The organism is Allobosea sp., from assembly GCF_035999205.1.
Classification (GTDB): Bacteria; Pseudomonadota; Alphaproteobacteria; order Rhizobiales; family Beijerinckiaceae; genus Allobosea.
Genome location: NZ_DASYHA010000026.1, coordinates 33,771 through 59,138, shown reverse-complemented (window position 1 = coordinate 59,138; position 25,368 = coordinate 33,771). Strand labels below are relative to the sequence as shown.

The window sequence follows — 25,368 nt, the reverse complement described above, 5'->3', positions numbered from 1 at the left end:
CGCACCGAGACACTCGGGCAGCCGTCATTATAGCCCACTATCGACAGGAGGGACTTGTCCCCGAGGACAATACGTCGCGAGCCGCGCCTGTGCTCAAATTCCCGATGCGGATGCGGCCTCTCCCGGCCGCGTTGTCGGCTTGGCGAAGGAATTCGAGATGGCTCCGGCAGTTCGGGATTCGCGCTCCATCGACCACTTCTTCTCGGCACCGTCCGGCCGCACGGATAGCTGGAGGGACCTCCACGCGGTCGCGCGCAGCTGGGCCAGCGGCGGCAAGGCCCGTGGCGACGTGGAGGCCGCGCTGAAGGATCTCGGCGCGGCCGAGGAGTTCCATGCGTTTCCTGGCCACGAGCTGATCGGCGGCCTGTGGGAACGGCTGCAGAACGACGATGCCAATGGCTTCCTGGCGCTGGCCAAGCGTATCTCGCTCGCAATCATCACCGGCAACTACAAGCACGATTCCAAGGAATGGCAGGCGGTCGACCTTTCGCTGGCCGACCCCGTCGACGTGCTGCCGTCCTCGCTCGGTGAGACACCGACCCACCGGCCCTATTTCGAGATGCTGGCGGTGACGCCGGCCCCCGCCGGGCGCTGGCCGCATCTGGCTGCCGAGTTTCGACGGCTCCGGCGCGCGGAAGATGCCTTCGTCTACGAGACTGTGCTCGTCGGCAGCCTGGAGGATGCGGTCTGCGCCGCGGTCGTGAATCCGGACATCGCCGCGGTCGCGATCTATGAGGGCTTCGCGCTCAAGTCGCGCCATGACGCGCCGGTGCTGCGCAGCGTCCTGGCCGCCCAGCAGCCCCTGCTCGCCACGGCCGACGAGGCCGACCTGGCGCTGCGCCTTGCGGCCGGGCTGCATGCGATCCGGCCCGAGCTGGACATCTACCTGCTATCGGACCGTCGCGTCGAAAAGCTCGCCGGCGATCCGCGCGCCGCCATGATCCGGCGCGTCATGTACCAGATCGAGGAGCCGCTCGAGCTGCATCTCTCCGTACTGGAGGGCATCAAGGCCCGTTTCGAGACGCCGTTCTTCGACAATCTCAAGCTCTACGCCCAGAGGCCGATCGGCACCTTCCACGCCTTGCCGATCGCCCGCGGCAAATCGGTCTTCCGCTCGCCCTGGATCCGCGACATGGGCCAGTTCTACGGCCTCAACCTGTTCCTGGCGGAAAGCAGCGCCACGACCGGTGGCCTGGACAGCCTTCTCGAACCGACCGGCAACATCAAGAAGGCTCAGGAGAACGCCGCACGCGCCTTCGGCGCCGATCACGTGTTCTTCGTGACCAACGGCACGAGCACCTCGAACAAAATGGTGCTGCAGGCGCTGATCGCGCCCGGCGACATCGTCATCCTCGACCGCAACTGCCACAAGTCGCATCATTACGGCCTGGTGCTGAACGGTGCCCAGCCCTTCTATGTCGAGGCCTTCCCGATGGTGGAATACTCGATGTACGGGGCCGTGCCGCTGCATACGATCAAGAAGGCCCTGCTCGACCTCAAGGCCGAGGGCCGGCTCGACCGCGTCAAGATGGTCGACCTGACCAACTGCACCTTCGACGGCCACATCTACAACACCCGCCGCGTGATGGAGGAATGCCTCGCCATCAAGCCGGACCTGATCTTCCTCTGGGACGAGGCCTGGTTCGGCTTCGCGCGCTGGTCGCCCTTCCTGCGCCCGCGCACCGGCATGGGCGCGGCTGCCGATATCGAGGCCTGGGCCGGGGGGCCGGACGCAGTCGCACAATACGAAAAGCAGCAGAAGGAACTCGGCGCCAACCCGTCGCACGAGAAGCTGCTGGACACGCGCCTCCTGCCCGATCCGCGTGCCATACGACTGCGCGTCTACCAAACCAACTCAACCCACAAATCCATGTCGGCGATCCGCCAGGGCTCGATGGTGCTGGTCAGGGACGTCGACTTCCACAAGGTCGAGGCCCAGTTCCACGAGGCGGTCTTCACCCATGCCTCGACCAGCCCGAACCAGCAGCTCATCGCCAGCCTCGACGTCGCCCGCCGGCAAATGGAGCTCGAGGGCTATGGGCTGGTGATGAACGCAATCGAGGTCGCGCTCGACATCCGGCGCGAGGTCGCCACGCACCCCATCATCTCGAAATACTTCAAGGTCGTCGGCGCCGACGGGATGGTGCCGAAGGAGTTCAGGAGCAGCGGCTTCGTCGACTTCCTCGATCCCGAGACACGTTGGGACGACCAGCTGCGCAGCATGCGCGAGGACGAGTTCTGCCTCGATCCGACCCGCATGACGCTGGTCTGCGGCACGGCCGGCTTCGACGGCACCTCCTTCAAGGGCCTGCTTGCGTCGCAGTACAATATCCAGGTCAACAAGACCTCGCGCAATTCGGTCCTGCTGCAGTCGAACATCAACAACACGCGCAGCGACGTCGCACTGCTGATCAGCGTCCTGCTCAAGATCTGCAACGAGATCGAGACGCGCCTGCGTCAGGGCGGCGACAGCGAGCGAAAGCTATTCGAGGCGCGCGTTCAGAATCTGATGAAGGACGTGCCGGACCTGCCGAATTTCAGCCACTTCCACGACGCGTTCCGCACCGACGCCGGCAAGACGACACCGGAAGGCGACATCCGCACCGCCTTCTTCAGCGCCTATTCGGAAGAGAAGTGCGAGTATCTGCCGATCAACAGCCCGGACTGCGACCGCCGCATCGACAAGGGTCCGGCACTGATCTCGGCCAATTTCGTCATCCCCTACCCGCCCGGCTTCCCGATCCTGGTCCCCGGCCAGGTCGTGACGCATGAAACGATCACCTTCATGCGCAAGCTCGATGTGAAGGAAATCCACGGCTACGAGAAGGCAAAGGGCCTGAAACTGATCAAGCCCGACGCCTTGGCCGCCAAGAAGAAGTGAAGCCAGCCAGCAGTTAAATTCATCCTTGCCGGCGTTCGACGCCAGCTGGACAGAAACAGGGGATCGGAATGTTTGACTGGTTCGCGACAACACTGCGCACCTATCCCGAGATCGCACTCTTTCTCTCGCTGGCGATCGGCTACTATGTCGGCGGCTTCGCCTATAAGGGCTTCAGCCTCGGCGCTGTGACCTCGACGCTGATCGCAGCCGTCATCATCGGCCAGCTCGGCATCACGATTTCCCCCAATGTGAAGTCGACCTTCTTCCTGATGTTCCTTTTCGCCGTCGGGTACGGCGTTGGGCCGCAATTCGTCCGCGGTATCGCCAAGGATGGCGCGCCGCAGGCGATCTTCGCGGTCGTCGTGACCGTGTTCTGCCTCGCCGTCCCCGTCATCATCGCAAAACTCGCGGGCTATCATCCGGGCTACGCCGCCGGCCTGTATGCCGGCTCGCAGACGATCTCCGCCTCGATGGGTCTCGCGACTGATGCGATCAATCGCCTCGGCCTGTCGCCCGAGCAGACCAAGGACTGGCTCGACGCGATGCCGGTCGCCTATGCGGTGACCTACATCTTCGGCACTGTCGGTTCTGCCATGGTCCTGGCGTTGTGGGGGCCGAAACTCCTCGGCATCGATCTCGCCCAGGCCTGCAAGGACTACGAGGCCCGTCTCGGCGGCGGCAAGGAAATCGGCGGCCCCGGCTCGGTCTGGCGGCGCTTCGAGCTGCGCGCCTTCCGCCTGCGGGATGACGCTAAGGTTTCCGGCATGCGCGCCGCCGAGGCCGAAGCGCTGGTACCCGATGCCCGCGTCTTCGTCGAGCGCATCCGCCGCAACGGAGTCATCGAGGATGCCACCGCGGATACGGTCCTGAAGGCGGGCGACATCATCGCCCTTGCCGGTCCGCGCGAGGTACTGGTCAACCTGATCGGCCAGAATGCCGATGAGGTCGAGGACCCGGAACTGCTCGACCTCAAGGCCGAGGGCGTCGACGTCTACGTCACCAGCAAGGACGCCGACGGCAAGACGCTGACCGAACTCTCCAAGATGCCGACGGCTCGCGGCGTCTTCCTGCGCAAGATCGTTCGCGGTGCGACCGCCGTCAGCATCCCGATCCTGCCGGACACCGTGATCCATCGCGGCGACATCCTCACCGTTGTCGGTCGCACTCAGGACATCGCCGCCGTCGCCAAGACGCTCGGCCACGCCGACCGGCCGAGCGATGTCGCCGACGTTGCCTTCATGTGTGGTGCGATTGTGCTCGGCGCGCTCATTGGCGCGCTGGTCTTCAAGGTCGGTGGCGCCCCGCTGACGTTGTCGACCGCTGGCGGCGCGCTGATCTCCGGCCTCGTCTTCGGCTGGCTGCGCTCGGTTCACCCAACCTTCGGCCGCATCCCGAGCTCGACCGTCTGGTTCATGAATTCGGTCGGCCTGAACATGTTCATTGCGGTCGTCGGCATTTCGGCCGGCCCGGGTTTCGTCAAGGGACTGCAGACCCAAGGCATCGGCCTCTTCCTCTGGGGCGCGCTCGCCACGTCGATTCCGCTGATCCTCGCCATGTTCGCCGGCAAGTACGTCTTCCGCTTCGATCCTGCGATCCTGCTCGGCGCCTGCGCCGGGGCGCGGACCACGACGGCAGCGCTGGGCATGATCTGCGAGACCGCGAAGAGCCAGGTCCCAGCGCTCGGCTACACCGTCACCTACGCGGTTGGAAACACGCTCCTCACCATCTGGGGCATGATCATCATCATGCTGATGACCTAGTGCGCTTCCGCGCATGCGTCCGTTCTTATTCTGATCAGGAGAATGTCATGGATCCTGTCACCCTGCGGAGCTTCGAGAAACTCAGCCCCTTCGAGATCAAGGACGAGCTCATACGGCTCGCCAAGCTGACGGCGCAGAATTCCTCGATCGCGATGCTCAATGCCGGGCGCGGCAATCCGAACTGGGTGGCGATGACGCCGCGAGAAGGCTTCTTCCTGCTCGGCCAGTTCGCAATCACCGAAAGCCGCCGCGTGATGAACAAGCCGGCCGGGATCGGCGGCATGCCGAAGGCCGACGGCATCGCCGCGCGGCTGGGCGACTGGCTCGCGGAGCATAAGGACGCCCCCGGCGCCGGCTTCCTCAAGGACATGGTCGCCTTCGCGATCAAGAAGTTCGACTTCAAGCCCGATGCCTTCGTCCATGAACTCGTCGACTCGATCATCGGCGACAACTATCCGGTGCCGGACCGGATGCTGGTCCACAACGAACGCGTCGTGCACGAATACCTGATGTGGGCAATGTGCGGCGAGCCGCGCCCCTCCGGTCAATTCGACCTCTATGCCGTCGAGGGCGGCACGGCGGCGATGTGCTACCTCTTCAAGTCGCTGAAGGCCAACCGTCTGCTCAACGCCGGCGACACGATTGCGCTGGCGACGCCGATCTTCACCCCCTATCTCGAAATGCCGCATCTCGAGGATTACGGCCTCGAGGTGATCTCGATCGCCGCCCCGCAGGAGAACCGCTTCCAGTTCACCGACGAGGAGCTGAAGAAGCTCGAAGACCCGAAGGTGAAGGCCTTCTTCGTGGTGAATCCGGGCAATCCCTATGCGGTCGCCCTGAGCGAGGAGACCATCGCCAAGATCGTGAAGCTGGTCGAGACCAAGCGCCCCGATCTCCTGATCCTGACCGACGACGTCTACGGCACCTTCGTCCCGGGCTTCCGCAGCCTGCTTGGCGCCCTGCCCCGCAACACCATCGGCGTCTATTCCTACTCGAAATATTTCGGCTGCACCGGCTGGCGCCTCGGCGTCATCGCGATTCATCGCGAGAACATCTTCGACAAGGCGATTGCCGCCCACCCGGATAAGATCCTGGCGACGCTCGACAAGCGCTACGGTCCAATCACGCTCAAGCCGCGCGAGTTGAAGCTGATCGACCGCATCGTCGCCGACAGCCGCGACATCGCGCTCAACCACACGGCCGGCCTCTCCCTGCCGCAGCAGGTGATGATGACGATGTTCTCGCTGGCCGAACTGATGGACGAGGCCAAGCTCTACCAGAAGACCTGCATGGGCATAGTACGGGCGAGAGCCGAGCGGATGATCGAGGGGCTCGGCATCGAGGTGCCCGAGAACGTGCTGCACGACCGCTATTACGGCCTCGTCGATTTCGAGTTCTGGGCCAACAAATATGTCGGGCCGGAGGTGGTGAAGTACATGAAGGAGCACATCCACCCGCTCGACATCGTCTTCCGGTTGGCCGAGGACCACGGCATCGTGCTGCTGAACGGCGGCGGTTTCCATGCTCCCGACTGGTCGGTGCGCGTCTCCTTCGCCAATCTCGATGACGAGGTCTACAGCCAGATCGGCCGGGCGACGCGTGCCGTCGCGCGCGGCTACCGCCAGGCCTTCGACGCCTACAACATGGCGCTTGCATCGAAAGGCAAGCCGTCCGGGAGCGTCGGCGAATAGCCGACGCCGACGATGGGCTGAAAGCGATCCGGCCGCGCGCCTCGCTCGATCGTCGGCTGGGAGGACCGGCCGACAGGGATATTCCAGGATAGGCGAGCGAGACGCGCCATGACATTCGTCGTCGAGGCCCTGCGCAACAACCCGGAGCTGGCCGTCTTCCTCACGGTCGCGCTGGGGTTCCTGGTCGGCCGGCTCAAATTCGGCAGCTTCAGCCTCGGCGTCGTCGTCGGCTGCCTGCTGGCAGGCGTCCTCGTCGGACAGCTCGACATCAAGGTCTCGCCCACCGTCAAGGCGGTGTTCTTCAGCCTCTTTCTGTTCACCACCGGCTACAAGGTCGGGCCGCAGTTCTTTCGCGCCCTGAAGAAGGATGCCTTGCCGCAGGTCGCGCTGACGGTCGTGCTGTGCGTTACCTGCTTGCTCACCGCGCTGACGTTCGCGAAGCTGCTGAACTACGACATGGGAACTGCGGCAGGCCTTCTGGCGGGCGCCTTCTCGGAATCGACCGTCATCGGCACGGCCGGCGAGGCGATCCAGCGGCTCGACCGCTCCCAGGCCGAACGCACGGCACTCGTCAACAACATTCCCGTCGCCTATGCCGTGACCTATCTGATCGGCACGGCCGCGCTGGTCTGGTTCCTGCCGAAGATCGGTCCAAAGCTGATGGGGATCGATCTGCGTGCGGCCGCAGCCGCGCGGCGCGACGCGACGAGCGGATCGGCCGCGGAGGCGGAAGGGGTGACCTCGGCCGCCCGCCTCTTCGACGTGCGCGCCTACCGGGTCGAGAACCCGCAACTCCTGGGCAAGACGATCGCGGAACTCGAGGCGTTGCCGAAGCCGTCCCGCGTCTTCGTGCTGCGCGGCCGCAGCGGCAGCGCCCTGTTCGACCAGGCTTCCAACCATCGGGTCCAGGTCGGCGACGTCATCGCCGTGATGGCGCGCTTCGAGGTCCATGCCGCCCGCGGCGATCTCATCGGCCCCGAGGTGAGCGACCCCGAACTCCTGGACATTCCGATCGAAGCGCTCGACGTGATCGTCACGAGCCGCAAGTTCGACGGCAAGTCGCTGGCGGAGTTGGCCGGCGACCAGTTCGCGCGTGGCGTCTTTCTCGCCAAGCTGACACGTTCGGGTATCGCCATGCCGGTGATCCCGACGACTCGTCTCAATCGGGGCGACGTCATGTCCCTGATGGGCCCGATGGCGGAGGTCGAACGCGTCGCCGCCGTGATCGGCTACCCGGACAGGCGCACATCGGCGACGGACATGATCTTCGTCGGATTAGGCATCTTCCTCGGCGGGCTGTTTGGACTGCTTTCGGTGGTTGTTTGGGGCATTCCGCTGACGCTGACGGCGAGCGGCGGTGCCTTGTTCATGGGGCTCATCTTCGGATGGCTGCGCTCGGCCTATCCCTTCTTCGGCCGCATTCCCGAGCCGGCGATCTGGATCTTCGACACGGTCGGACTCTGCATGTTCATCGGCATCGTCGGGCTCAGCGCCGGCCCGAGCTTCGTCGCCGGCCTGAAATCGACTGGTATCAGTCTCGCCGCCGTCGGGCTGTTCTCCGCCCTGTTTCCGCACCTCGTCGGCATCCTGTTCGGCCGCTACGTCCTGAGGATGGATCCGCTGATCGTCCTGGGCGCCTGCGCCGGAGCCGGCACGATCACGGCAGCGCTGCGCGCCGTACAGGACGAGGCACAGAGCAGCATCCCGGCGCTCGGCTACACGGTCCCCTATGCGATAGGCAACATTCTCCTGACCGCCTGGGGACCGGTCCTCGTCGCGCTGATGTCGGTTTGAATGGCCGACAGATCGCCTCCCTGGCAACCTCGGTGCCCGACCTCCAGATCTAGCCGGTCGCCGCACGCCGATCATCGGCGGCGACGAGGCCGGCGACCGTCTCGTCGAGCTGCCTGATCGCCGCAACGATATGGTACAGGGAGCTCGCTGGCGCGGGCTCCTCGGCAAACGCGCCGTCCCCCGAATGCTTATCGTACCAGAGTCCGGGGATCGGTGTCTGGAGATAGCGCCAAAGCGCTGCGCAGGCGTCCTCCGCACTCGCCAGCAATTCGGCGCGCCGTTCGCCCTGCGCCCGCTCGGCCAGGATCAGGGCCGCCTTGAGCCGCTCGGTCTGCGGCCACAAGCGTGCTCGGTCGGTCCGGCGCGAAAAATCGTCATTGAGCGCATCTAGCGCAACTTTCCGGTCTGCATCGACGCCGATTTCACCGACATCGTTCAGACGCTCCGCCGCGGCCGAAGCCCGCATATCGCCCGAAAGCCGTGCCCAGCGCTCCAGCAGCCAGGCCCATTCGAACTGATGCCCTGGCTCCACGATGCGTCCCTTGTCGCCGGGATGCGGCGTCCAGTCCGCCGTAAAGCATTCCCGCAGGGCGCCGCTGCCTGCATCGATGAAGCGCGTCAGCGCGAGTTCGACCAACTCGGCGGCAAGCTGTCGCCAGAGCGCCGCGCCATCGGCCTCGATCCAGGCCAGGCAGGCTTCGAGAAGATGCATATGGGCGTTCGACTGGAAAGGGGTCTCGTTCTCCTCACGGAAGCCACCGGCCGCATGCCGCATCGTCGCCTGCAGCGTTGCTGCGATCGCCAGCGCTTCATCGCGGGCGTCCGGCAGAATGCGATGGCATCTGCTGAGGGCCAGCAGCATGAAGGCCTGATCGTAGAGCAGCGCGCGATCGTCGAGCGCGTTTCCATCCCGGTCAGCCAGCGTGCGGTAGAGCCCGTCCGGGCGCCGGTAATGCTTGCGGAAATGCGCCAGCCCGGCCAGCGCCGGTTGTTGCCAGGGCCCGCGCCAGCCAAGCTCGGCCCCAGTCACCAGGGCATAAACCTGCCGACAGCAGACCCGGCCTCGCACCGGCAGGGGCAGCGCAGCACCGGCTTGGTCGATCACCTCGACGAAGCCGCCCGTCTCCTGCCGGACGCCGGTGCTGCTCCAGAGCGGAAGAGCCGTATCCAGCAACCAGCCGCGATAGCGCTGCGACCAAATGGTGAGTGAGGATGCTGAAGACATTCAGCCAACGAAAGGAGGCAACATCGCGCGGCCGGCAACAGGGAAACCGCCGATATCTTAGCGGCCTCACCGCCGCGCACAATGCGACTCGCTCCCGCATGAAACGCCAACACCGACTGCGCACATCGCTTTCGCGCGTGGCCTATGAACCGGTTAGGCCGCCAGGATGGCCCTGATCTGCCGCCAGCTCTCCGAATCGGGCGCGCAGAGCAGGCCTGTGGATGGCCGGTCCACGCGATAGTGGCTGCCATCGAGCATCCGGGCATGGCCGCCGGATTCGCTGAAAAGCAGAGCGCCCGGCGCATGGTCCCACGGGTTCAGGATGCCGTAGAGCAGGAAATCACAACGTCCTGCGGCCGCCAGCCGGTATTCCTGCCCGCAGCAGCGCAGCGACGCGACCTGTGCGAAGGCCGGGAACCGTCCGGGAAGGTCTTGGCGCAGCGGCTCGGGAAAATACTGCCAGCTCACCATGCCGCTCATCCGATCCGGCTCCGTCGCGGCCCCGACGCGCAGGTCCCGCACCCGGCCGCCGCCTCCGGCGAGCCAGGCTCCCTCACCCCGCAGGGCCAGCGCACTGTCGTCGAGAACGGGATCGTGGATCACCGCCGCCACGGTCTCCCCCTTGACGACGGCGGCTGCCATCACCGCGAAGAGGGGTAGATCGGAGGCGTAGTTCAACGTCCCGTCGATCGGATCGATCACGAAGGCGAGGTCTGCATCCGCCAACCGGCGCAGCACCGACGGATCGCGCGTCGCCGCCTCCTCGCCGACGAGCAGCGCGCCCGGAAAAGCCCGCTCCAGCTCGGCATAGATGAAGCGTTCCGCCGCCTCGTCGGCCTCCGTCACGAGATCGCCGGGCGCACCCTTCTCGCGGACATCCTCGCGCGCGAGCTTGCGGAAGCGCGGCATGACCTCTCGTCGCGCGGCCTCGACAAGGATACCCTCGAGCCTTTCGTGATCCCGCCGCGTGAAGATCATCGCCTGGCGCTCCGCCTGCGCTCAATCGGCATCGAACTCGACCAGGATCGGCTGATGATCCGAGGCGCGGGTCTCGACATCGCAGCGGATGCTGCGGGCACGCGCCATGAGATCGGGCGTCGCCAGCACGTAGTCGAGGCAACCGGGCGGGCCATAGGTCTGGTCGACGATGAAAGCAGTGGGCGGCGGGGGCGCATCGCCCATCAGCGCCGGCCAGAGATCGGCCAGCGGTGGCGTGCCGTCCTCAAAGGGCGCCATCAGTCGCGCCAGCGAGGCATCGTCCGGCCGCATGTTGAAATCGCCGGTCAGCACCGCGCTCGCCGTGTTCGGCGTCGGCGCGTAGGTGTGCGGGCCGGCGGCCCGTGGCGTGCGAGCACGTGACGCCGCCATGCGATGCGCCTCGCGGATGCCCTCGACCTGGCCAGCGCGTAGGATCGGCGAGGAATATTCCAGATGCGTGGTCATCACCCGCACAGGCCCGAACGGCGCCGCGACGATCGCCTCGACCAGCACGCGCGGCATGTTGCGCGTCTCCGCCGCCTCCCAGGGCAGGAGATGGCGCAGCGCCTGCACGACCGGGTAGCGGCTCAGGATCAGGTTGCCGAAGCGCTTGCGCCCGCCCTTGCCGTCGTCGACATCGACCCCGATGCCCTCGATCGCGGTGAAGCCCGGCAGTAGCGCCGAGAACAGCGCGAACTGGTCCGTGGCGTCGTTGCCGTCGAGATCGGGGAAGTTGGCCGCGACCTCCTGCAGGCAGAGGACATCGAAATCCGCCATGGCACGGGCATGGGCGATGATCCGGCGCGGATCGACGACGTTGTCCGTGCCGCGCGCCCACTGGATATTCCAGGTGATCAATTTCATCTGCGCGACCGCCCTGCGCTACTTGATGCCCGCGCGCATGAAACTCTGCACGAATTGGCGCTGGAACAGCAGGAAGCCGACGAGCAGCGGCGCCGAGGTCATCAGCGTCGCGGCGCAGATCACCGCCCAGTCGATGCCCTGGTCGCTCGACGAGAACACCTGCAACCCGACGGTGAGCGGCCGCGACTCGACCGAGTTGGTCACCAGCAGCGGCCAGAGGAAATTGTTCCAGTGATAGCTCACCGAGACCAGCCCATAGGCGATATAGGTCGGCTTCGCGAGCGGCACATAGACCTTCATCAGCACCTGGAGCGGGCTCGCGCCCTCGACCCGCGCGGCATCGTCGAGTTCCTTCGGCACCGTCTTGAAGGTCTGCCGCAGCAGGAAGATGCCGAAGGCCGAGGCGATGTAAGGCAGCGCGATCGCGGGAATGGTGTCGATCAGGTTGACCTTGGCGAGCGTGCGGTAGTTCTCGACGATCAGCGCGTCCGGCATGATCATCAGCTGGGCCAGGATCAGTGCAAAAGCGACGTCGCGGCCCCAGAAATCCTGCCGCGCCAGCGCATAGGCAGCCAGCGTGCCCAATACGAGCTGGAAGGCGAGGATCATCGTCACCAGCACGAAGGTGTTGAGGAAATAGCGCGCGAAGGGCGCCGCAGCCCAGGCACGGGCGAAATTGTCGAGCGTCAGCGGCGCGGTCAGCACGAAGCGCGTCGTGAACTCGGCGGGGTGGAAGGCGGCCCAGACGGCGTAGGCCAGAGGCAGGACCCAGAGCAGCGCGAGCAGGATCGCGCCGGTGGATTCGAGCGTCAGCGAGAGGCCCTTAGGGGCGTAAGGGTCGGTCCGCGAAGAATGCACGGCCGGCTGCGCGGCGGGGGCGCTCATCGATAATGCGTCCTGCGCTCAAGGATGCCGTACTGGACGAAGGCGACGAGGGCGAGCAGCGCCAGCAACACGCAGGTCAGCGTTGCGGCATAGGCCGTGTCCCAGAAGCCGAAGCCGACCTGATAGATGTAGAACAGCAGAAGGGTCGTGGCGTTGTCGGGCCCGCCCCGCGTCATGACGAAGATGTGGTCGACCATGCGGAAGGCGTTGATCACCGCGTTGATCAGCACGAACAGCGTCGTCGGCATCAGCAGCGGAAACTGGATGCGGCGGAAATAGGTCCAGCGCGACGCGCCCTCGATCGCCGCCGCCTCCCCCAGGCTCGGCGGAAGCGCCTGCAGCGCGGCGAGGTAGAAGATCATGAAGAAGCCGGCTTCCTTCCAGATCGCGACGACTGTGATCGCGTAGAGCGCCGTGTCCTGAGAGCCGAGCCAGTTGGTGCTGCGCCCGCCGAAGAAGCCGACGATCTGCTCCAGCAGCCCGTATTGCGGGGTGAAGAAGAACAGCCAGATATTGGCAACCGCGATCATCGGGAGGATGGTCGGCGTGAAGAATGCCATCCTCACCCAGGTTCGCCCGACGATCTTGTCGTTGACCCACACCGCCATCAGCAGCGCGAGCGCGATCGATGCCGGGATCGTGCCGATGGCGAACCAGAGATTGTTCGACATCGCCTTCCAGAAGATCGGGTCGGCGAGGAGCTGGTGGTAGTTGTCGAGGCCGATGAAGCGCGCCGGGCGGCGCGCCTTGGGTGTCGAGTAGAAGCTGTCGATGAAGCTCGCGACCGCCGGCCAGTGCGTGAAGATCGCAAGGCAGGCCATCGCCGGCAGCAGGAGCAGCCAGCCATGCACCGTGGCGGTCGCGCGGTTGTTCATCCCAGAGGTTGTCCGGCGCTCAGCGATAGGGCTTCAGGATGCGCTCGGCTTCCACCTGCGCATCCTCCATCGCCTTCTGTGCCGGCTTCGTGCCGGTCAGCGCCGCCTGCAACCCGTCGTTCAGCGCCTTGGTGACGCGCTGGTTCTCATGGGTCGAAAGCTCGGCGACCGCGAATTCGAGCTGGTCGCGCGCCACCGCCGCCGGCGGGAACTCGACGACGTACTTCTTCATCGCCTCCGTCTCGTAGGCCGCCTTGCTCACCGCGACATAGCCGGTGTCGATCGACCACTGCGCCGCGCGCTCCGGCTGGGTGATCCACTTGATGAACTGGAACGCAGCCTGCTGCTGGGCCGGCGTCGCCTTCTTGGAGATGTAGAAATTGCCACCGCCGGTCGGCGATCCACGGCGCTTGTGAGCCGGCAGCATCGCGACGCCGAAGGGGAACTTGGCGTTGCTGCGGACATTGGTGAGGTTGCCCGTGGTCGTCCAGATCATGGCAACCTTCTTCTCGAAGAAGTCCTTCGGCGTGGTGCCCCATTCGACGATGCCGGGCGGGTGCACCTTGTGCTTCTGCGACAGGTCGATCCAATATTGCAGCGCCTCGACCACGCCGGGCTTGTCGTAATAGGTCGTGTCGCCGGCCTGGTTCATCAGGAGCGCGTCCGCCTCGGTCGTCAGCGCCTGGAACAGCCAGTAGGGGAAGCCCGAGGACGGGATCTGCGTGCCCCACTGCGTCACGTTGCCGGAAGCGTCGCGCTTGGTCAGCTTCTGCGCGAATTCGAGGTGCTCGGCCCAGTTCTGCGGCGGCTTCTCGGGGTCGAGCCCGGCTTCCTTGAAGAGCTCCTTGTTCCAGTACAGCACGATGGTCGAGCGCTGGAACGGGATGCCCCAGGTCTTCCCGCCGGTCTGGCTGTTCTGCATGAAGCCGGGATAGAAGCCGGCAAGCCACTTCTTGTCGTCCTCGGTCTTCACGAAGTCGTCGAAGGGAACGATCGCCTCTTCGTCGATCAGCGTGAACATGTCGGTGGACAGGAGCACCGAGGTCACCGGCGGCGTGCCGCTCTTATGCGCGGTCAGCGCCTTGACGATCGTCTCCTGATAGGTGCCCGCATAGATCGGCTTCACCTTGATCGACGGGTTCGCCTTCTCGAAATCGGCGGCATAGGTGTCGATCAGCTTGGTGATCGGGCCGCCGACGGCGACCGGGTAGAAGAACGAGATCTCCGAAGCCTGAGCGCGGGCAACGCCCGGCAGGGCCACGGAGCCGGCCAGCGCTGCAGCGCCGCCCATGAATTCACGCCTGTCCATTCCAACATTCCTTCCCCTGAGAGGTGGCTCGCGCGCCCGACCCTTGTGACGAGTCTTAACCCCGAACCACTTTGCGCTCGGACGCCTGGTCGAACCAGTGCAGTGCCGATTGTGACAATGTGATGTAGACCTTTTCGCCCGGCTTTGTCCGCACCTTGCCGGGGCGCCTGACGATGAAGCCATGCCCGCCGATGCGGGCCTCGATCAGTGTGTCGGCGCCGAGATATTCGACCGCCACAACATCGGCCGCGATGCCGCCTTCGCTGAGTTCCGTCATCTCCGGACGGATGCCGACGGCAAGGCCAGCCGGATCGAACCCGGCCGGTGGCGTGAGCTGCGAGGCGCCGCCCGCCGCGAGCACGGCCGGTAGCGGCAGGACGTTCATCGGCGGCGTGCCGACGAAGCGAGCGACGAAGATGCTGGCAGGATTCTCGTAGAGCTCGTCGGGCGGAGCGTCCTGCTCGATACGGCCATTGCGCATCAGCACGACCTGGTCCGCCATCGTCATGGCCTCGACCTGGTCATGCGTGACGTAGATCATGGTGATGCCGAGCCGCTGCTGCAGCTCCCGAAGCTCGCGGCGCATTTCGACGCGAAGCTGGGCATCGAGATTGGAGAGCGGTTCGTCCATCAGGCAGACCGGTGCCTCGGCGACGATCGCACGTCCCAACGCGACGCGCTGCTGCTGTCCGCCGGAGAGTTGCGACGGCTTGCGCTCGAGCAGGCCCTTCAATCCCAGAATCTCGGCCGCGCGCGTCACCCTCGCCTCGCGCTCGGCCCGCGGGACCTTGCGCACCTGCAGCCCGAAGGAAATGTTCTCCGCAACCGAGAGATGCGGGAACAGCGCATAGTTCTGGAAGACCATGGCGATGCCGCGCTGCGACGGCTGGGCATGCGTGACGTCGCGCCCACCGATCGTGATCGCGCCGCTGCTGGTTTCTTCCAGCCCGGCGATCAGGCGCAGCGTTGTCGACTTGCCGCAGCCCGACGGTCCGAGCAAGGCAACGAACTTGCCGCCCTCGACCGAGAAGCTGACTTCGTCCACCGCGGCGGCACCGCCCCAGCTCTTCGTAACCGCATTCAGCTCAACCGAAACCATGCGCTACCCGGCTTGCCGCACCAAATGCCATGCTGAGCCGGCATATGATCTGCTGTCCCTCGTGGCGCGAACCATGATGGCAAAACGCGACGAGGCACAAGGGCGTCCCTATGCTCGGAAAGTAGCAGGGCAGGGCTATTCCCCGCCTTTTCCCGCCGGCAGTTCGCGGCTTCCCTAGACTGCTGCTGCCCAGGGCGGCAGAGAGGTGCCTCCTGCGCCCGCGATTCTGGAAAGTTCACACCATGCCCGGACCTCTCTCCATCGGCATCATCGGCGCCGGCATCATGGGCGAGCGACTGCTGCGTGCGATCCTCGATCAGCCCCCGGGGATACTTCGCGTCGCGGGCATCTGGGATCCGTCTGCGCAAGCATTGGCGCGCATAGCCGCCGCCTTGCCCGCCGTGCCGCATCGGCCCGATGCCGCCGCGCTGATCGCCGCGAGCGACTGCGTCTACATCGCCTCGCCGCCAGCCTCGCATCTGGAGCACGCGCGGGCGGCGCTCGCCGCCGGCAAGGCCGTGTTCTGCGAGAAGCCACTGGCAGTCGACGTCGCCGATGCCCGTGCCTTCGTCACTCAGGCTGGTGGCAGGGGCGCGGTCAACTTCCCCTTCGCCTCCTCGCTGGCGGTCGCCAGCCTGCGCGACTGGATCGCGCAGGGCGAGGTCGGGACGGTCTCGAAGGTCACGATCGAGGTCGGCTTCGCGACCTGGCCGCGCCCCTGGCAGGCCGATGCCGCAGGCTGGCTCGACCGCACCGCGCAGGGCGGCTTCACGCGTGAGGTCGTCTCGCATTTCCTGTTCCTGACCCGCCGGCTGGTCGGCCCGCTGCATGATCTCGTCGCGACGGCGTCCTTCCCCGAACCCGGCCGATCCGAGCGCGCGATCAAGGCGGGCCTGAAGGCAGGCGAAATCGCCGTTTCGCTGAGTGGCAGCGTCGGCACGACGCCGAAGGACGATCACAACATCTGGATGCTGGAGGGCGACAAGGGCGCAGTGCGACTCTGCGACTGGTCGATCGCCGAGCGCCGCCTGCCGGACGGAACCTGGCAGCGCGATCCCGGTGCCTTGACGCAGGAACAGGCCCGCCCGCTTGCGCTCAAGCGGCAGCTCGAGGGCGTGATCAAACTGGCGCGCGGCGAGCCACACCATCTGGCGACGCTCGACGAGGCGCTGGACGTCCAGGAGGTCGTCGAGGCGATTCTGGCGAGCCCGGCCAAAGCTACTGGCAGTTGACCCAGAGCACCCTGGTCGTGCCTTCCGCCGCATTGGCGAAACGATGCGGGCGCGAGGACAGGAAGCGGAAGCTGTCGCCCTCCTGCAAGGTCCAGCTTTCGCTCTCGACCTGCAGCACCATGGCGCCATGCATCACCAGCCCCGCCTCCTCGCCGCCATGGGTATAGAGTTCGTCGCCCGTGCTGGCGCCCGGCTCCAGTTCGACGATGTACAGGCCCAGCTTCGAGCCTTCGGTATGCGGCGTGAGCAGTTGCTTGCGGATGCCCGAGCGCCAGATCTGCAGTTCGCTGCGCGCCGCGCTGCGCACGATCGTCGCGGTCTGGTCGCCCGGAGAGCCGGCCGGCGGAAACAGATCGCCGAGGCCCACGCCCAGGGCATCCGCCATGCTGACCAGCGCGCGTAGCGTCGGCGAGGATTTCCCGCGCTCGATCTGGCTCAGGAAGCCGATCGAGAGATTGGTTCGTGCAGCCAGATCGACGAGCGAGAGGCTGCGCTCCCGCCTCAGGCGGCGCAGGCCCGCTCCGATCACCTGGTCGACCTCGGACTGGGACATCGTGTCGGGGGAAGACGTCTTGGCGGCAGGGCTGCTCATGTAGGCTCCATTCGTCGCCGCTATTTCATGCACGTGAAATCGCTTGCCGACAAGATCGTCCTATGCTCGTATCTTCATGCTCATGAAAATCATGGCCGCCGCGCAAGTCGCGCGCAATAAGCAGGGGATCAATGCGATGGAACGTCGGACTTTTCTGTCCATGCTGGCGGGCAGCGTCGTGGCTGCCGGAATTCTTCCCGCCCAGGCGCAGTCCGTGCTGAAAGTCGGCTCGACGCCGACCGGCAGCCCGTTCACCTTCCTCGACACCAAGACCAACACGATCGAGGGCGTGATGGTCGACTTGATCAAGGCGATCGCGGGGGTCTCCGACTTTAAGGTCGAGGTCGAGGGCATGCAGTTCTCGACGCTGATCCCGTCGCTGACGGGCAACAAGGTCGATATCGTCGCGGCGGCGATGTACATCACCCCGGTCCGCAAGGAGGTCATCGACTTCTCGGACCCGATCTACACCTATGGCGAGGGCCTGATCGTGCCTTCGACCGACACGAAGGATTACGTCACCTTCGAGGACATGAAGGGCATGTCGATCGGTGTTCAGATCGGCACAGCCTATGTAGACGTTCTCCAGAAGTCCGGCCTGTTCTCCGAGGTCAAACTCTACAAGACCCTGCCGGACATTCTCGCCGACGTGAATGCGGCGCGCGTCCAGGCCGCGGTCTTCGACCTGCCGATCATCGCCTACAACCTCTCGCAGGGGCAGTTCCCGAAGGTCCGCATCGTCAAGTCCTACAAGCCGGTGATCTCGGGCTCGGTCGGCATCGGCGTGCGCAAGAGCGACGGCGAGTTGCTCAAGAAGATCAATGCCGGCCTCGCCAAGCTCAAGGCCGACGGCACGGTCGACAAGATCCTGGCCAAGTGGGGCCTCGCCTGAGCAGCGCCCGGGTTCTCCCGCGCGAACCACGCCGCCATCCCGGACAAGCCGCAAAGCGGCGCTCCGGGATGACGGTCTGAGGTTCTTACGCCTCCAACGCATGTTTCGATCGCCAGGCCTCCATGCAAACCTTCCTGAGGGACGCCACGCAGTTCCTGCCGTTGCTGATGCAGGGCATCAAATTCACGCTGATCGTGGCGCTGGGGTCGCTCGCCCTGTCGACGGTGCTCGGTCTCGTCTGGGCCCTGATGCGGGTCTCCGGCATCGGCTGGCTCGACTGGATCGCCAAAATCGTCGTCAACACGCTCCGCGGTATCCCGATCCTGGTGCAGCTCTTCTACATCTATTTCGTGCTGCCGGAGTTCGGCATCGCGCTGACGGCGCTGCAGGCGGCGATCATCGGCCTCGGCATCGCCTATTCCGCCTATCAATCCGAGAACTTCCGCGCCGGCATCGAGGCGATCGACCACGGCCAGATTGAGGCGGCACAATCGATCGGCATGGGTTGGGGCCTGACCATGCGCCGCGTCGTCCTGCCCCAGGCGATCCGATTGGTGCTGCCGCCCTACGGCAATATCATGGTGATGATGCTGAAGGATTCCTCGCAGGCCTCGACCATCACCGTCGCCGAACTGACGCTGCAGGGCACACTGATCGCCTCCTCGACCTTCAAGAACATGACCGTCTATTCGCTCGTCGCCCTGCTCTATCTTGCGATGTGCCTGCCGCTGATGGGTCTCGTCAGTTGGCTCGAAACGCGGTTCGGCAAAGGAACACGCCGATGAGCCGCCCGATGATCGAGATCTCCGGCGTCACCAAGAGCTTCGGCGCCTTCCCGGTGCTCAAGGGCATCACCGCCAACGTCGAGAAGGGCGAGGTCGTCTGCCTGATCGGCCCGTCCGGCTCGGGCAAATCGACCATCCTGCGCTGCATCAACGGGCTCGAATCCTATGATGGCGGCTCGATCACCATCGACGGCGAGCGCGTCGAGCGCGACAAGCCCACGATCGTCGGCATCCGCACGGCGATGGCGATGGTGTTCCAGCGCTTCAACCTCTTCCCCCACCGCACCGCCTTGGAGAACGTCGTCGAGGGGCCAATCTTCGTGAAGAAGGAGCCTCCCGCGCAGGCCTTGGCACGGGGGCGCGAACTGCTGGCCCGCGTCGGCCTCGGCAACAAGATCGATGCCTATCCCGGCCAGTTGTCGGGCGGGCAGATGCAGCGCGTCGCCATCGCGCGCGCGCTCTGCATGCAACCCAAGGCGATCCTGTTCGACGAGCCGACCTCGGCACTCGACCCCGAACTGGTCGGCGAGGTGCTGCAGGTGATGAAGAGCCTGGCCGACGAGGGCATGACCATGCTCGTCGTCACCCATGAGATGGGCTTCGCCCGCGAGGTCGCCGACCGTGTGCTGTTCCTCGACGGCGGCGTCATTGTCGAGCAGGGCCCCGCACGCGACGTGCTGAGCGCGCCGACCCATCCGCGCACGCAGGACTTCCTGCGCCGCGTGCTGCGCCCGATCTGAATATCCAAGGAGGCCGCGATGGCCGAACCATTCCCGCTCCAGCCCTCGCTCTGGCATGCGACCGCGCCGGCCGCCGTACCGACGCCGCCGCTCGCAGCCGATGCCACGGCTGATGTCTGCGTGATCGGCGCCGGCTACGCGGGCCTTTCCACCGCCCTGCATCTCGCCGAGGCCGGCGTTTCGGTGATTGTGCTCGAAACCCACGAGCCCGGCTGGGGGGGCTCCGGCCGCAATGGCGGCCAGGTGATCCCCGGCATCAAATATGATCCGAGCGAGATCGTCGCCAAGTTCGGCCCGGATGCGGGCGAGGCGCTGACGCGTTTCGTCAGCACGACGGCCGATCTCGTCTTTGATCTCATCGCCAGACACGGCATGGACGTCCCGCACAAGCGCGCTGGCTGGATCCAGGGAGCCCATACCCCGGCCATGGCCGAGACGGTAAAGCGCCGCGCCGCCGAATGGCAGGCCCGGGGCGTCGATGCAGAATTCCTCAATAAGGATGGCGTCGCAGGGCTTCTCGGTACCGACCGCTATCTCGCAGCATGGATCGACCGGCGCGCCGGTGGCGTACAGCCCTTGGCCTATGCGCGCGGCCTCGCCAAAGCCGCCCTCGCCGCAGGAGCACGCATGCACGGGCAGAGCAAGGTCGTCTCGCTCAAACGCAACGGGGCGAACTGGGTCGTCCGCACCGCGCAGGGCGCAAGCGTCACGGCCCCGCGCGTCGTCGTCGCGACCAATGGCTATACCGGCGACCTGATCCCGAAGCTGCGCCAGACCGTAATCCGGCCGAACACCTTCATCGTCGCCACGCAGCCGCTATCGGACAACGTCGCCGGCACGATCCTGCCCGCGGGTCAGGTCACCTCCGACACGAGGCAACTGCTGCTCTATTACCGCAAGGACCATCAGAACCGGCTTCTGATGGGTGGTCGCGGCCCGTTCCGCGAACCGAGGGACGCTTCCGACTGGGCTCATCTCGAACGCGTCATCGGCAAGATGTACCCGCAGGCCAAGGGCGTGCCCTTCGAATATCGGTGGTGCGGCCGTGTCGCGCTGACGCGCGATTTCCTGCCGCATCTGCACGAGCCGGAGCCCGGCCTGCTCGTCGACATCGGTTGCATGGGGCGCGGCGTCGGCCTGCAGAGCGCCATGGGCAAGGCGATGGCAGAGTATATCGCCAGCGGAGACAGGGGCCGACTGCCCTTCCCCGTCGTGCCTATCAAGCCCTTGCCCTTGCATGCGCTGAACGAGCTCTATGTCTCCGCCATCATCACCTGGTACCGGCTGACCGACGGCGGCATGAAGGACAAGGCGGCCTAAGCCGCCTCCCCTCAGACGCAGCGACCGCCATCGACCGCGAGAACGCTGCCGGTCACCATTTCCGATTCATCCGAGCACAGGAAAAGCGCGGCATTGGCGATGTCCTGCGGCGTCGAGAAGCGGCCCCAGGGGATCGTCGCTGTGAAAGCCTTGCGCTTTTCGGGCGTATCCTCGCCCATGAAGGTCGCCAGTAACGGCGTCTCGCCGGCGACGGGCGCAATCGCGTTGACTCGGATGCGGTCCGGCGCCAGTTCCACCGCCATGGATTGCGACATCAGGTTGGCCGCGCCTTTCGAGCCATTGTACCAGGTCAGACCGGGCCGCGGGCGGATGCCGGCCGTCGATCCGATGTTGAGGATGACGCCGCCGCCGTTCGCGCGGAAATGGGGAACGGTCGCCTTCGCCATCAGATAGATCGATTTTACGTTGACGGCGAAGACCCGGTCGAATTCGTCCTCGCTGACGTCGAGCATCGGCTGGTTGCGATGGCTGATGCCGGCATTGTTGACGACGATGTCCAGCTTCCCGAACGCGCCGATCACGGTCTTGGCCGCTTCGTCGACACTGGCTGCCTTGGCCACATCGCAGGCGACAGCGATGGCGCCTTTGCCGATCGCCGCAGCGGCCTCCTTTGCCTTCTCGCCATTGATGTCGAGCACGGCGACGCGGGCGCCCTCGCGCGTGAAGGTCTCGGCGATGCCGAGCCCGAAGCCCTGCGCTGCGCCTGTGATCAGCGCCGTCTTGCCCTGCAGTCTCATGATGTTTCCTCGATTTTCTGGAGGCGCCATCTTTGGCTGGCCCGGCGGCCCGCGACCAATTCGTTTTGGCGATCCCGCTCAGACGGAAATCCTATGGGCGTCGGCTGCGCCTGACGGATGCCTGCCGGTTATGGCGCGGATCACGAAACGGTCTTTGACAGCCCGCCGCATTTGCGGCCCGATGGCATTCGACACGCCGACCAAAGAAGCCCGTCGAGGAAATGCCTGCATGAAGATCCGCGCCGCAGTCCTGAACGCCAGCCCCGTTTCCGCGCCCTATGCCAAGAGCCGGCCGCTCTCGATCGAGGAACTCGACCTCGCGCCTCCGGGGCCCGGTGAAGTTCTGGTCCGGGTCAGGGCCGCGGGCCTCTGCCATTCGGACCTGTCGGTGATCGATGGCAACCGGCCCCGCCCCGTCCCGATGGTGCTCGGCCACGAGGCGGCGGGTGAGGTCGTGGAGCCCGGCGAGGGCGTTCATGACCTGAAGAAGGGCGACCGTGTCATTATGGTCTTCGTGCCATCCTGCGGCCATTGCTCGCCCTGCGCCGAGGGGCGCCCGGCGCTCTGCGAACCCGGCAACGCTGCCAACGGCGTCGGCGAATTGCTCGGCGGAGGACGCAGGCTTTCCGTCGGCGGCAAGCCCGTGCATCACCATGTCGGCGTCTCGGCCTTCGCCGAACATGCGGTGATCTCGCGCCACTCGCTGGTGAAGCTCGAGGCAGACATCCCCCATGAGATCGCGGCGCTCTTCGGCTGCGCCGTGCTGACCGGTGTCGGTGCTGCGGTGAACACCGCCAAGGTCCGAGCCGGCGAGACGGTTGCGGTAGTCGGGCTCGGTGGCGTGGGGCTGAGCGCGCTGCTGGGTGCGGCGGCCTGTGGCGCCTCACGCGTCATTGCCGTGGATCTGTCCGATGAGAAGCTCGCCGTCGCCCGCGATCTCGGCGCTACCGACACTTTCAATGCCGGCGATCCCGGCGTCGTCGAGGCCATCCGCGCCGCAACCAGGGGCGGCGTCGATCACGGGCTGGAGATGGCGGGCTCGGTCAAGGCGCTCGACCTCGCCTACCAGATCACACGCCGCGGTGGCACCACCACCACGGCCGGCCTCGCCAACCCGGCCCACACCCTTTCGCTCGCGCCCGTGCGCCTCGTCGGCGAGGAGAGGACGCTGAAGGGATCCTATGTCGGCTCCTGCATCCCGGTGCGCGACATTCCCCGCTTCGTCGATCTCTACCAGCGCGGCAAGCTGCCGGTAGACAAGCTGATGACCAGCCAGAGCGGGCTCGACGGCATCAATGAAGGGTTCGACGCCCTGCATGAGGGCCGCACCATCCGCCACATCATCATGATGTGACGGCAGACGCGATTCTCGGGCGGAGCCGGGCTCCGACCGAGAAGCGTTCTCATGAGATGGCCGGGACGAGCCCGGCCATCGTGATAGCGATCACCCGTGCTTGTGCACGATCGTCTTGGTGACGGCGAACTCCTCCAGCGCGGCAAAGCCCTTCTCGCGGCCATGGCCGCTCTTGCCGGTGCCGCCGAAGGGCAGCTCGATGCCGCCACCGGCACCATAGCCGTTGATGAAGACCTGGCCGGCCCGCACCTTCTTGGCGACGCGCTGCTGGCGCCCGCCATCCTTGGTCCAGACGCCGGCGACGAGGCCGTAATCGGTCGAGTTCGCCAGCTTGATCGCGTCGGCCTCGTCCGTGAAGGGGAAGGCCGCGAGCACCGGGCCGAACACCTCTTCCTGCTCGAGGCGGTTGCCGCGCGGCACTTTTCCGAACAGCGTCGGCGTCACGTAGAAGCCGCCATTCGGCACGCCCTGCGCGATCTGCCCCTCGGCGATCACCGGGATCCCGGCCTCGCGCGCGTTCTCGATGAAGCTCTGGACGCGGCCACGCTGCTTGGCGTTGATCACCGGGCCGCAATCGAGGTCCATCTCCGGCGTGCCGGCTCGCAGCTTGGTGAACTCCTTGGCGACCGCACCCATGAAGTCGTCGTAGACGCGCTCCTGCACGAGCACGCGGCTGCCGGCCGAGCAGGTCTGTCCGGTGTTCTGAACGATCGCCTTGCAGACGATCGGCACCGCCGCGTCGAAATCAGCGTCGTCGAACACGATCTGGGGCGACTTGCCGCCGAGTTCGAGCGTGCACGGGATCAGGTGGTCGGCGCAGGCATGCTGCACCATCTTGCCGACCTCCGGCGAGCCGGTGAAGGACATGAAGTCGATTCCGTGATGGGCCGAGAGCGCCGCCCCCGCCTCATGGCCGCGGCCGGTGACGATGTTGATCGCGCCGTCGGGGAACCCGACCTCCGAGGCCAGCACCGCGAGGCGCAGCGCCGTCTGGCACGCCTCCTCGGCCGGCTTTAGCACCACCGCATTGCCCATGGCGAGGGCCGCGGTGAGCGAACGGCCGAACATCTGCGCCGGATAGTTCCAGGGTAGGATATGGCCGGTGACGCCGTGCGGCTCATGGATGACGTTGACGTTGTAGCCGTTCAGGAACGGGATGATGTGGCCGTGCACCTTGTCCGCGGCGCCGCCGTAGAACTCGAAATAGCGCGCCGTCGCGTCGATATCGGCACGGGCCTGGGCCATCGGCTTGCCGGTATCCTGCGCTTCGATCTTGGCGAGTTCCTCGAAATGGTCGAGGACCTTGAGGCCGAGCTTCGAGATCAGCCGGCCGCGCTCCGCCGCCGTCAGCTTGCCCCAGGCCCCCTCATAGGCGGCGCGCGCAGCCTTCACCGCATCGTCGATGTCCTCGGCCGTGCCGCAGGCGATGCGGGTGAACTCCTCGCCCGTGGCAGGCGCCAGCACCGCCATGGTCTCGCCGCTGCGGCCAGCGACATGGCGGCCGTTGATGAAGTGCTGGGTCATGGGAATTCTCCGAATACGACAAATGGTGTTTTCAATGTCAGGGAGAACAGCATCCCGGCCCCAGCGAAGCCGAGCGCCGGGACGACGACATGTTCCCTCTGCGAACTAATGCAGCCCGGCCGCTTCGAGCGAACTCGCAACCAGGCCGCCGGCCACCTCCGTAACCTCGCCGCGCTCGATCGCATAGGCGCGCTCGGCGAAACTGCGCAACAGACTGGGGTTGGATTCGGTGATGAGCAAGGCGATGTCGGGATGGCTGTCGCGCAAGGCGCGCAGGGCGGCCGCATAGCGCTGCGCCAGAACGGGCGCCAGCCCCTGGAATGGTTCGTCGAGCAGAATGACGCGCGTGCCGACCATCAAGGCCCGCGCCAGCGCCGCCATCTTGCCCTGCCCTCCGGACAGCCCGGCCGCCGCCCGGTGGCGCAGATCGGCCAGTTCGGGCAGCACCTGGTAGATTCCATCGAGGCGCTTGGCGATCTGGGCGGCCGGCACCTTCATCACCTCGGCCGGAAGCCGGATGTTCTCCTCGATCGAGAAGCTCGAGAACAGGCGCCGGTCCTCGGGCGCATAGCCGATGCCGAGGCGCGGCCGCTCATGCGGCGGCATCGTTAGGATCGGCCGGCCGTCGAAGCTGATGTCCCCCGCCGTGACCTTCATGAAGCCCATGATCGCCCGCAGCAGGCTGGTCTTGCCCGCTCCGTTGCGGCCGATCAGCGCGACCGTCGCGCCCTCGGCCAGCGCGAAATCGACCTTGCGCAGAACTTGTACGCCCTCGATCTCGGCCGAAAGTCCCTTGATCTCCAGCATGGC

21 protein-coding genes are annotated in these 25,368 nt (G+C 65.9%); 10 read left to right on the top strand and 11 right to left on the bottom strand.

The genetic code is table 11. From position 1 onward, the window contains the following. Nucleotides 1-157: 157 nt before the first annotated feature. The 4 genes from VGN82_RS22155 (at nt 158) to aspT (VGN82_RS22140) (ending at nt 8,126) form a co-directional block, all read left to right on the top strand. On the top strand, nt 158-2,881 hold the full coding sequence (locus VGN82_RS22155) for a decarboxylase (protein WP_327529248.1): 2,724 nt from the start codon (nt 158-160) through the stop codon (nt 2,879-2,881). Between the two features lie 68 nt (nt 2,882-2,949). Beyond that, nucleotides 2,950-4,641, top strand: a complete 1,692-nt coding sequence (gene aspT, locus VGN82_RS22150; RefSeq protein ID WP_327529247.1) for an aspartate-alanine antiporter — start codon at nt 2,950-2,952, stop codon at nt 4,639-4,641. 47 nt (nt 4,642-4,688) lie between these two features. After that, nucleotides 4,689-6,332, top strand: a complete 1,644-nt coding sequence (locus tag VGN82_RS22145; RefSeq protein WP_327529246.1) for a bifunctional aspartate transaminase/aspartate 4-decarboxylase — start codon at nt 4,689-4,691, stop codon at nt 6,330-6,332. A 108-nt stretch (nt 6,333-6,440) separates the two neighbouring features. Then, nucleotides 6,441-8,126, top strand: a complete 1,686-nt coding sequence (gene aspT / locus VGN82_RS22140; protein ID WP_327529245.1) for an aspartate-alanine antiporter — start codon at nt 6,441-6,443, stop codon at nt 8,124-8,126. A gap of 49 nt (nt 8,127-8,175) precedes the next feature. Here the strand turns inward: aspT (VGN82_RS22140) and VGN82_RS22135 are convergent, their stop codons facing one another. The 7 genes from VGN82_RS22135 to VGN82_RS22105 all read right to left on the bottom strand — a co-directional run bounded on the left by VGN82_RS22135 (nt 8,176) and on the right by VGN82_RS22105 (nt 15,361). Further along, on the bottom strand, nt 8,176-9,351 hold the full coding sequence (locus VGN82_RS22135) for an AGE family epimerase/isomerase (protein WP_327529244.1): 1,176 nt from the start codon (nt 9,349-9,351) through the stop codon (nt 8,176-8,178). A gap of 153 nt (nt 9,352-9,504) precedes the next feature. Beyond that, complete coding sequence (locus VGN82_RS22130) at nt 9,505-10,329, bottom strand: inositol monophosphatase family protein (protein WP_327529243.1); 825 nt, start codon at nt 10,327-10,329, stop codon at nt 9,505-9,507. 21 nt (nt 10,330-10,350) lie between these two features. Continuing rightward, complete coding sequence (locus tag VGN82_RS22125; protein WP_327529242.1) at nt 10,351-11,193, bottom strand: endonuclease/exonuclease/phosphatase family protein; 843 nt, start codon at nt 11,191-11,193, stop codon at nt 10,351-10,353. A gap of 18 nt (nt 11,194-11,211) precedes the next feature. Next, nucleotides 11,212-12,078 (bottom strand): carbohydrate ABC transporter permease, encoded by an 867-nt coding sequence (locus VGN82_RS22120; protein ID WP_327529241.1) that lies wholly within the window; start codon nt 12,076-12,078, stop codon nt 11,212-11,214. Continuing rightward, complete coding sequence (locus VGN82_RS22115) at nt 12,075-12,953, bottom strand: carbohydrate ABC transporter permease (protein WP_327529240.1); 879 nt, start codon at nt 12,951-12,953, stop codon at nt 12,075-12,077. Before VGN82_RS22115 ends, VGN82_RS22120 begins: the two co-directional genes overlap by 4 nt. Nucleotides 12,954-12,972: 19 nt before the next feature. Beyond that, entirely contained in the window at nt 12,973-14,262 is a 1,290-nt protein-coding gene (locus VGN82_RS22110) for an ABC transporter substrate-binding protein (protein WP_327529239.1), read from the bottom strand. Nucleotides 14,263-14,317: 55 nt separating this feature from the next. Beyond that, nucleotides 14,318-15,361, bottom strand: coding sequence for an ABC transporter ATP-binding protein (locus tag VGN82_RS22105; RefSeq protein ID WP_327529238.1), 1,044 nt, complete (start codon nt 15,359-15,361; stop codon nt 14,318-14,320). 242 nt (nt 15,362-15,603) lie between these two features. Here VGN82_RS22105 and VGN82_RS22100 point away from each other — a divergent pair, with 242 nt between their 5' ends. Beyond that, on the top strand, nt 15,604-16,593 hold the full coding sequence (locus VGN82_RS22100; protein ID WP_327529237.1) for a Gfo/Idh/MocA family protein: 990 nt from the start codon (nt 15,604-15,606) through the stop codon (nt 16,591-16,593). On the opposite strand, the gene VGN82_RS22095 is transcribed toward VGN82_RS22100, so the two are convergent. Then, complete coding sequence (locus VGN82_RS22095; protein WP_327529236.1) at nt 16,580-17,185, bottom strand: helix-turn-helix domain-containing protein; 606 nt, start codon at nt 17,183-17,185, stop codon at nt 16,580-16,582. The two genes, VGN82_RS22100 and VGN82_RS22095, sit on opposite strands and share 14 nt — an antisense overlap. Before the next feature lie 136 nt (nt 17,186-17,321). Here VGN82_RS22095 and VGN82_RS22090 point away from each other — a divergent pair, with 136 nt between their 5' ends. The 4 genes from VGN82_RS22090 (at nt 17,322) to VGN82_RS22075 (ending at nt 20,922) form a co-directional block, all read left to right on the top strand. Beyond that, nucleotides 17,322-18,077, top strand: a complete 756-nt coding sequence (locus tag VGN82_RS22090) for an ABC transporter substrate-binding protein (protein ID WP_414644362.1) — start codon at nt 17,322-17,324, stop codon at nt 18,075-18,077. A 122-nt stretch (nt 18,078-18,199) separates the two neighbouring features. Next, nucleotides 18,200-18,862, top strand: a complete 663-nt coding sequence (locus VGN82_RS22085; protein WP_327529235.1) for an amino acid ABC transporter permease — start codon at nt 18,200-18,202, stop codon at nt 18,860-18,862. Nucleotides 18,863-18,870: 8 nt separating this feature from the next. Next, nucleotides 18,871-19,602: an amino acid ABC transporter ATP-binding protein gene (locus VGN82_RS22080; protein ID WP_327529924.1), complete on the top strand. Its 732-nt coding sequence runs from the start codon at nt 18,871-18,873 to the stop codon at nt 19,600-19,602. 18 nt (nt 19,603-19,620) lie between these two features. Continuing rightward, the gene (locus tag VGN82_RS22075) at nt 19,621-20,922 is read left to right on the top strand and encodes an NAD(P)/FAD-dependent oxidoreductase (RefSeq protein WP_327529234.1); all 1,302 of its coding nucleotides are present in this window, start codon (nt 19,621-19,623) and stop codon (nt 20,920-20,922) included. 11 nt (nt 20,923-20,933) lie between these two features. Here the strand turns inward: VGN82_RS22075 and VGN82_RS22070 are convergent, their stop codons facing one another. Next, a complete protein-coding gene (locus VGN82_RS22070; RefSeq protein ID WP_327529233.1) occupies nt 20,934-21,680 on the bottom strand; it encodes a glucose 1-dehydrogenase in 747 nt (248 codons plus the stop codon). 229 nt (nt 21,681-21,909) lie between these two features. Here VGN82_RS22070 and VGN82_RS22065 point away from each other — a divergent pair, with 229 nt between their 5' ends. Beyond that, entirely contained in the window at nt 21,910-23,034 is a 1,125-nt protein-coding gene (locus tag VGN82_RS22065) for a zinc-dependent alcohol dehydrogenase family protein (RefSeq protein WP_327529232.1), read from the top strand. Nucleotides 23,035-23,124: 90 nt separating this feature from the next. Here VGN82_RS22065 and VGN82_RS22060 read toward each other — a convergent pair whose 3' ends face one another. Both VGN82_RS22060 and VGN82_RS22055 read right to left on the bottom strand, forming a co-directional pair. Further along, nucleotides 23,125-24,558, bottom strand: coding sequence for an aldehyde dehydrogenase family protein (locus tag VGN82_RS22060; protein WP_327529231.1), 1,434 nt, complete (start codon nt 24,556-24,558; stop codon nt 23,125-23,127). A gap of 105 nt (nt 24,559-24,663) precedes the next feature. Beyond that, complete coding sequence (locus VGN82_RS22055; protein WP_327529230.1) at nt 24,664-25,365, bottom strand: ABC transporter ATP-binding protein; 702 nt, start codon at nt 25,363-25,365, stop codon at nt 24,664-24,666. Between the last annotated feature and the right edge of the window lie 3 nt (nt 25,366-25,368).

Excerpts from the sequence above, each read along its gene's own strand:
- VGN82_RS22155 (WP_327529248.1), top strand. The coding sequence starts at position 158 with ATGGCTCCGGCAGTTCGGGATTCGCGCTCCATCGACCACTTCTTCTCG.
- aspT (WP_327529247.1), top strand. The coding sequence starts at position 2,950 with ATGTTTGACTGGTTCGCGACAACACTGCGCACCTATCCCGAGATCGCA.
- VGN82_RS22145 (WP_327529246.1), top strand. The coding sequence starts at position 4,689 with ATGGATCCTGTCACCCTGCGGAGCTTCGAGAAACTCAGCCCCTTCGAG.
- aspT (WP_327529245.1), top strand. The coding sequence starts at position 6,441 with ATGACATTCGTCGTCGAGGCCCTGCGCAACAACCCGGAGCTGGCCGTC.
- VGN82_RS22135 (WP_327529244.1), bottom strand. The coding sequence starts at position 9,351 with ATGTCTTCAGCATCCTCACTCACCATTTGGTCGCAGCGCTATCGCGGC.
- VGN82_RS22130 (WP_327529243.1), bottom strand. The coding sequence starts at position 10,329 with ATGATCTTCACGCGGCGGGATCACGAAAGGCTCGAGGGTATCCTTGTC.
- VGN82_RS22125 (WP_327529242.1), bottom strand. The coding sequence starts at position 11,193 with ATGAAATTGATCACCTGGAATATCCAGTGGGCGCGCGGCACGGACAAC.
- VGN82_RS22120 (WP_327529241.1), bottom strand. The coding sequence starts at position 12,078 with ATGAGCGCCCCCGCCGCGCAGCCGGCCGTGCATTCTTCGCGGACCGAC.
- VGN82_RS22115 (WP_327529240.1), bottom strand. The coding sequence starts at position 12,953 with ATGAACAACCGCGCGACCGCCACGGTGCATGGCTGGCTGCTCCTGCTG.
- VGN82_RS22110 (WP_327529239.1), bottom strand. The coding sequence starts at position 14,262 with ATGGACAGGCGTGAATTCATGGGCGGCGCTGCAGCGCTGGCCGGCTCC.
- VGN82_RS22105 (WP_327529238.1), bottom strand. The coding sequence starts at position 15,361 with ATGGTTTCGGTTGAGCTGAATGCGGTTACGAAGAGCTGGGGCGGTGCC.
- VGN82_RS22100 (WP_327529237.1), top strand. The coding sequence starts at position 15,604 with ATGCCCGGACCTCTCTCCATCGGCATCATCGGCGCCGGCATCATGGGC.
- VGN82_RS22095 (WP_327529236.1), bottom strand. The coding sequence starts at position 17,185 with ATGAGCAGCCCTGCCGCCAAGACGTCTTCCCCCGACACGATGTCCCAG.
- VGN82_RS22090 (WP_414644362.1), top strand. The coding sequence starts at position 17,322 with ATGGAACGTCGGACTTTTCTGTCCATGCTGGCGGGCAGCGTCGTGGCT.
- VGN82_RS22085 (WP_327529235.1), top strand. The coding sequence starts at position 18,200 with ATGCAAACCTTCCTGAGGGACGCCACGCAGTTCCTGCCGTTGCTGATG.
- VGN82_RS22080 (WP_327529924.1), top strand. The coding sequence starts at position 18,871 with ATGATCGAGATCTCCGGCGTCACCAAGAGCTTCGGCGCCTTCCCGGTG.
- VGN82_RS22075 (WP_327529234.1), top strand. The coding sequence starts at position 19,621 with ATGGCCGAACCATTCCCGCTCCAGCCCTCGCTCTGGCATGCGACCGCG.
- VGN82_RS22070 (WP_327529233.1), bottom strand. The coding sequence starts at position 21,680 with ATGAGACTGCAGGGCAAGACGGCGCTGATCACAGGCGCAGCGCAGGGC.
- VGN82_RS22065 (WP_327529232.1), top strand. The coding sequence starts at position 21,910 with ATGAAGATCCGCGCCGCAGTCCTGAACGCCAGCCCCGTTTCCGCGCCC.
- VGN82_RS22060 (WP_327529231.1), bottom strand. The coding sequence starts at position 24,558 with ATGACCCAGCACTTCATCAACGGCCGCCATGTCGCTGGCCGCAGCGGC.
- VGN82_RS22055 (WP_327529230.1), bottom strand. The coding sequence starts at position 25,365 with ATGCTGGAGATCAAGGGACTTTCGGCCGAGATCGAGGGCGTACAAGTT.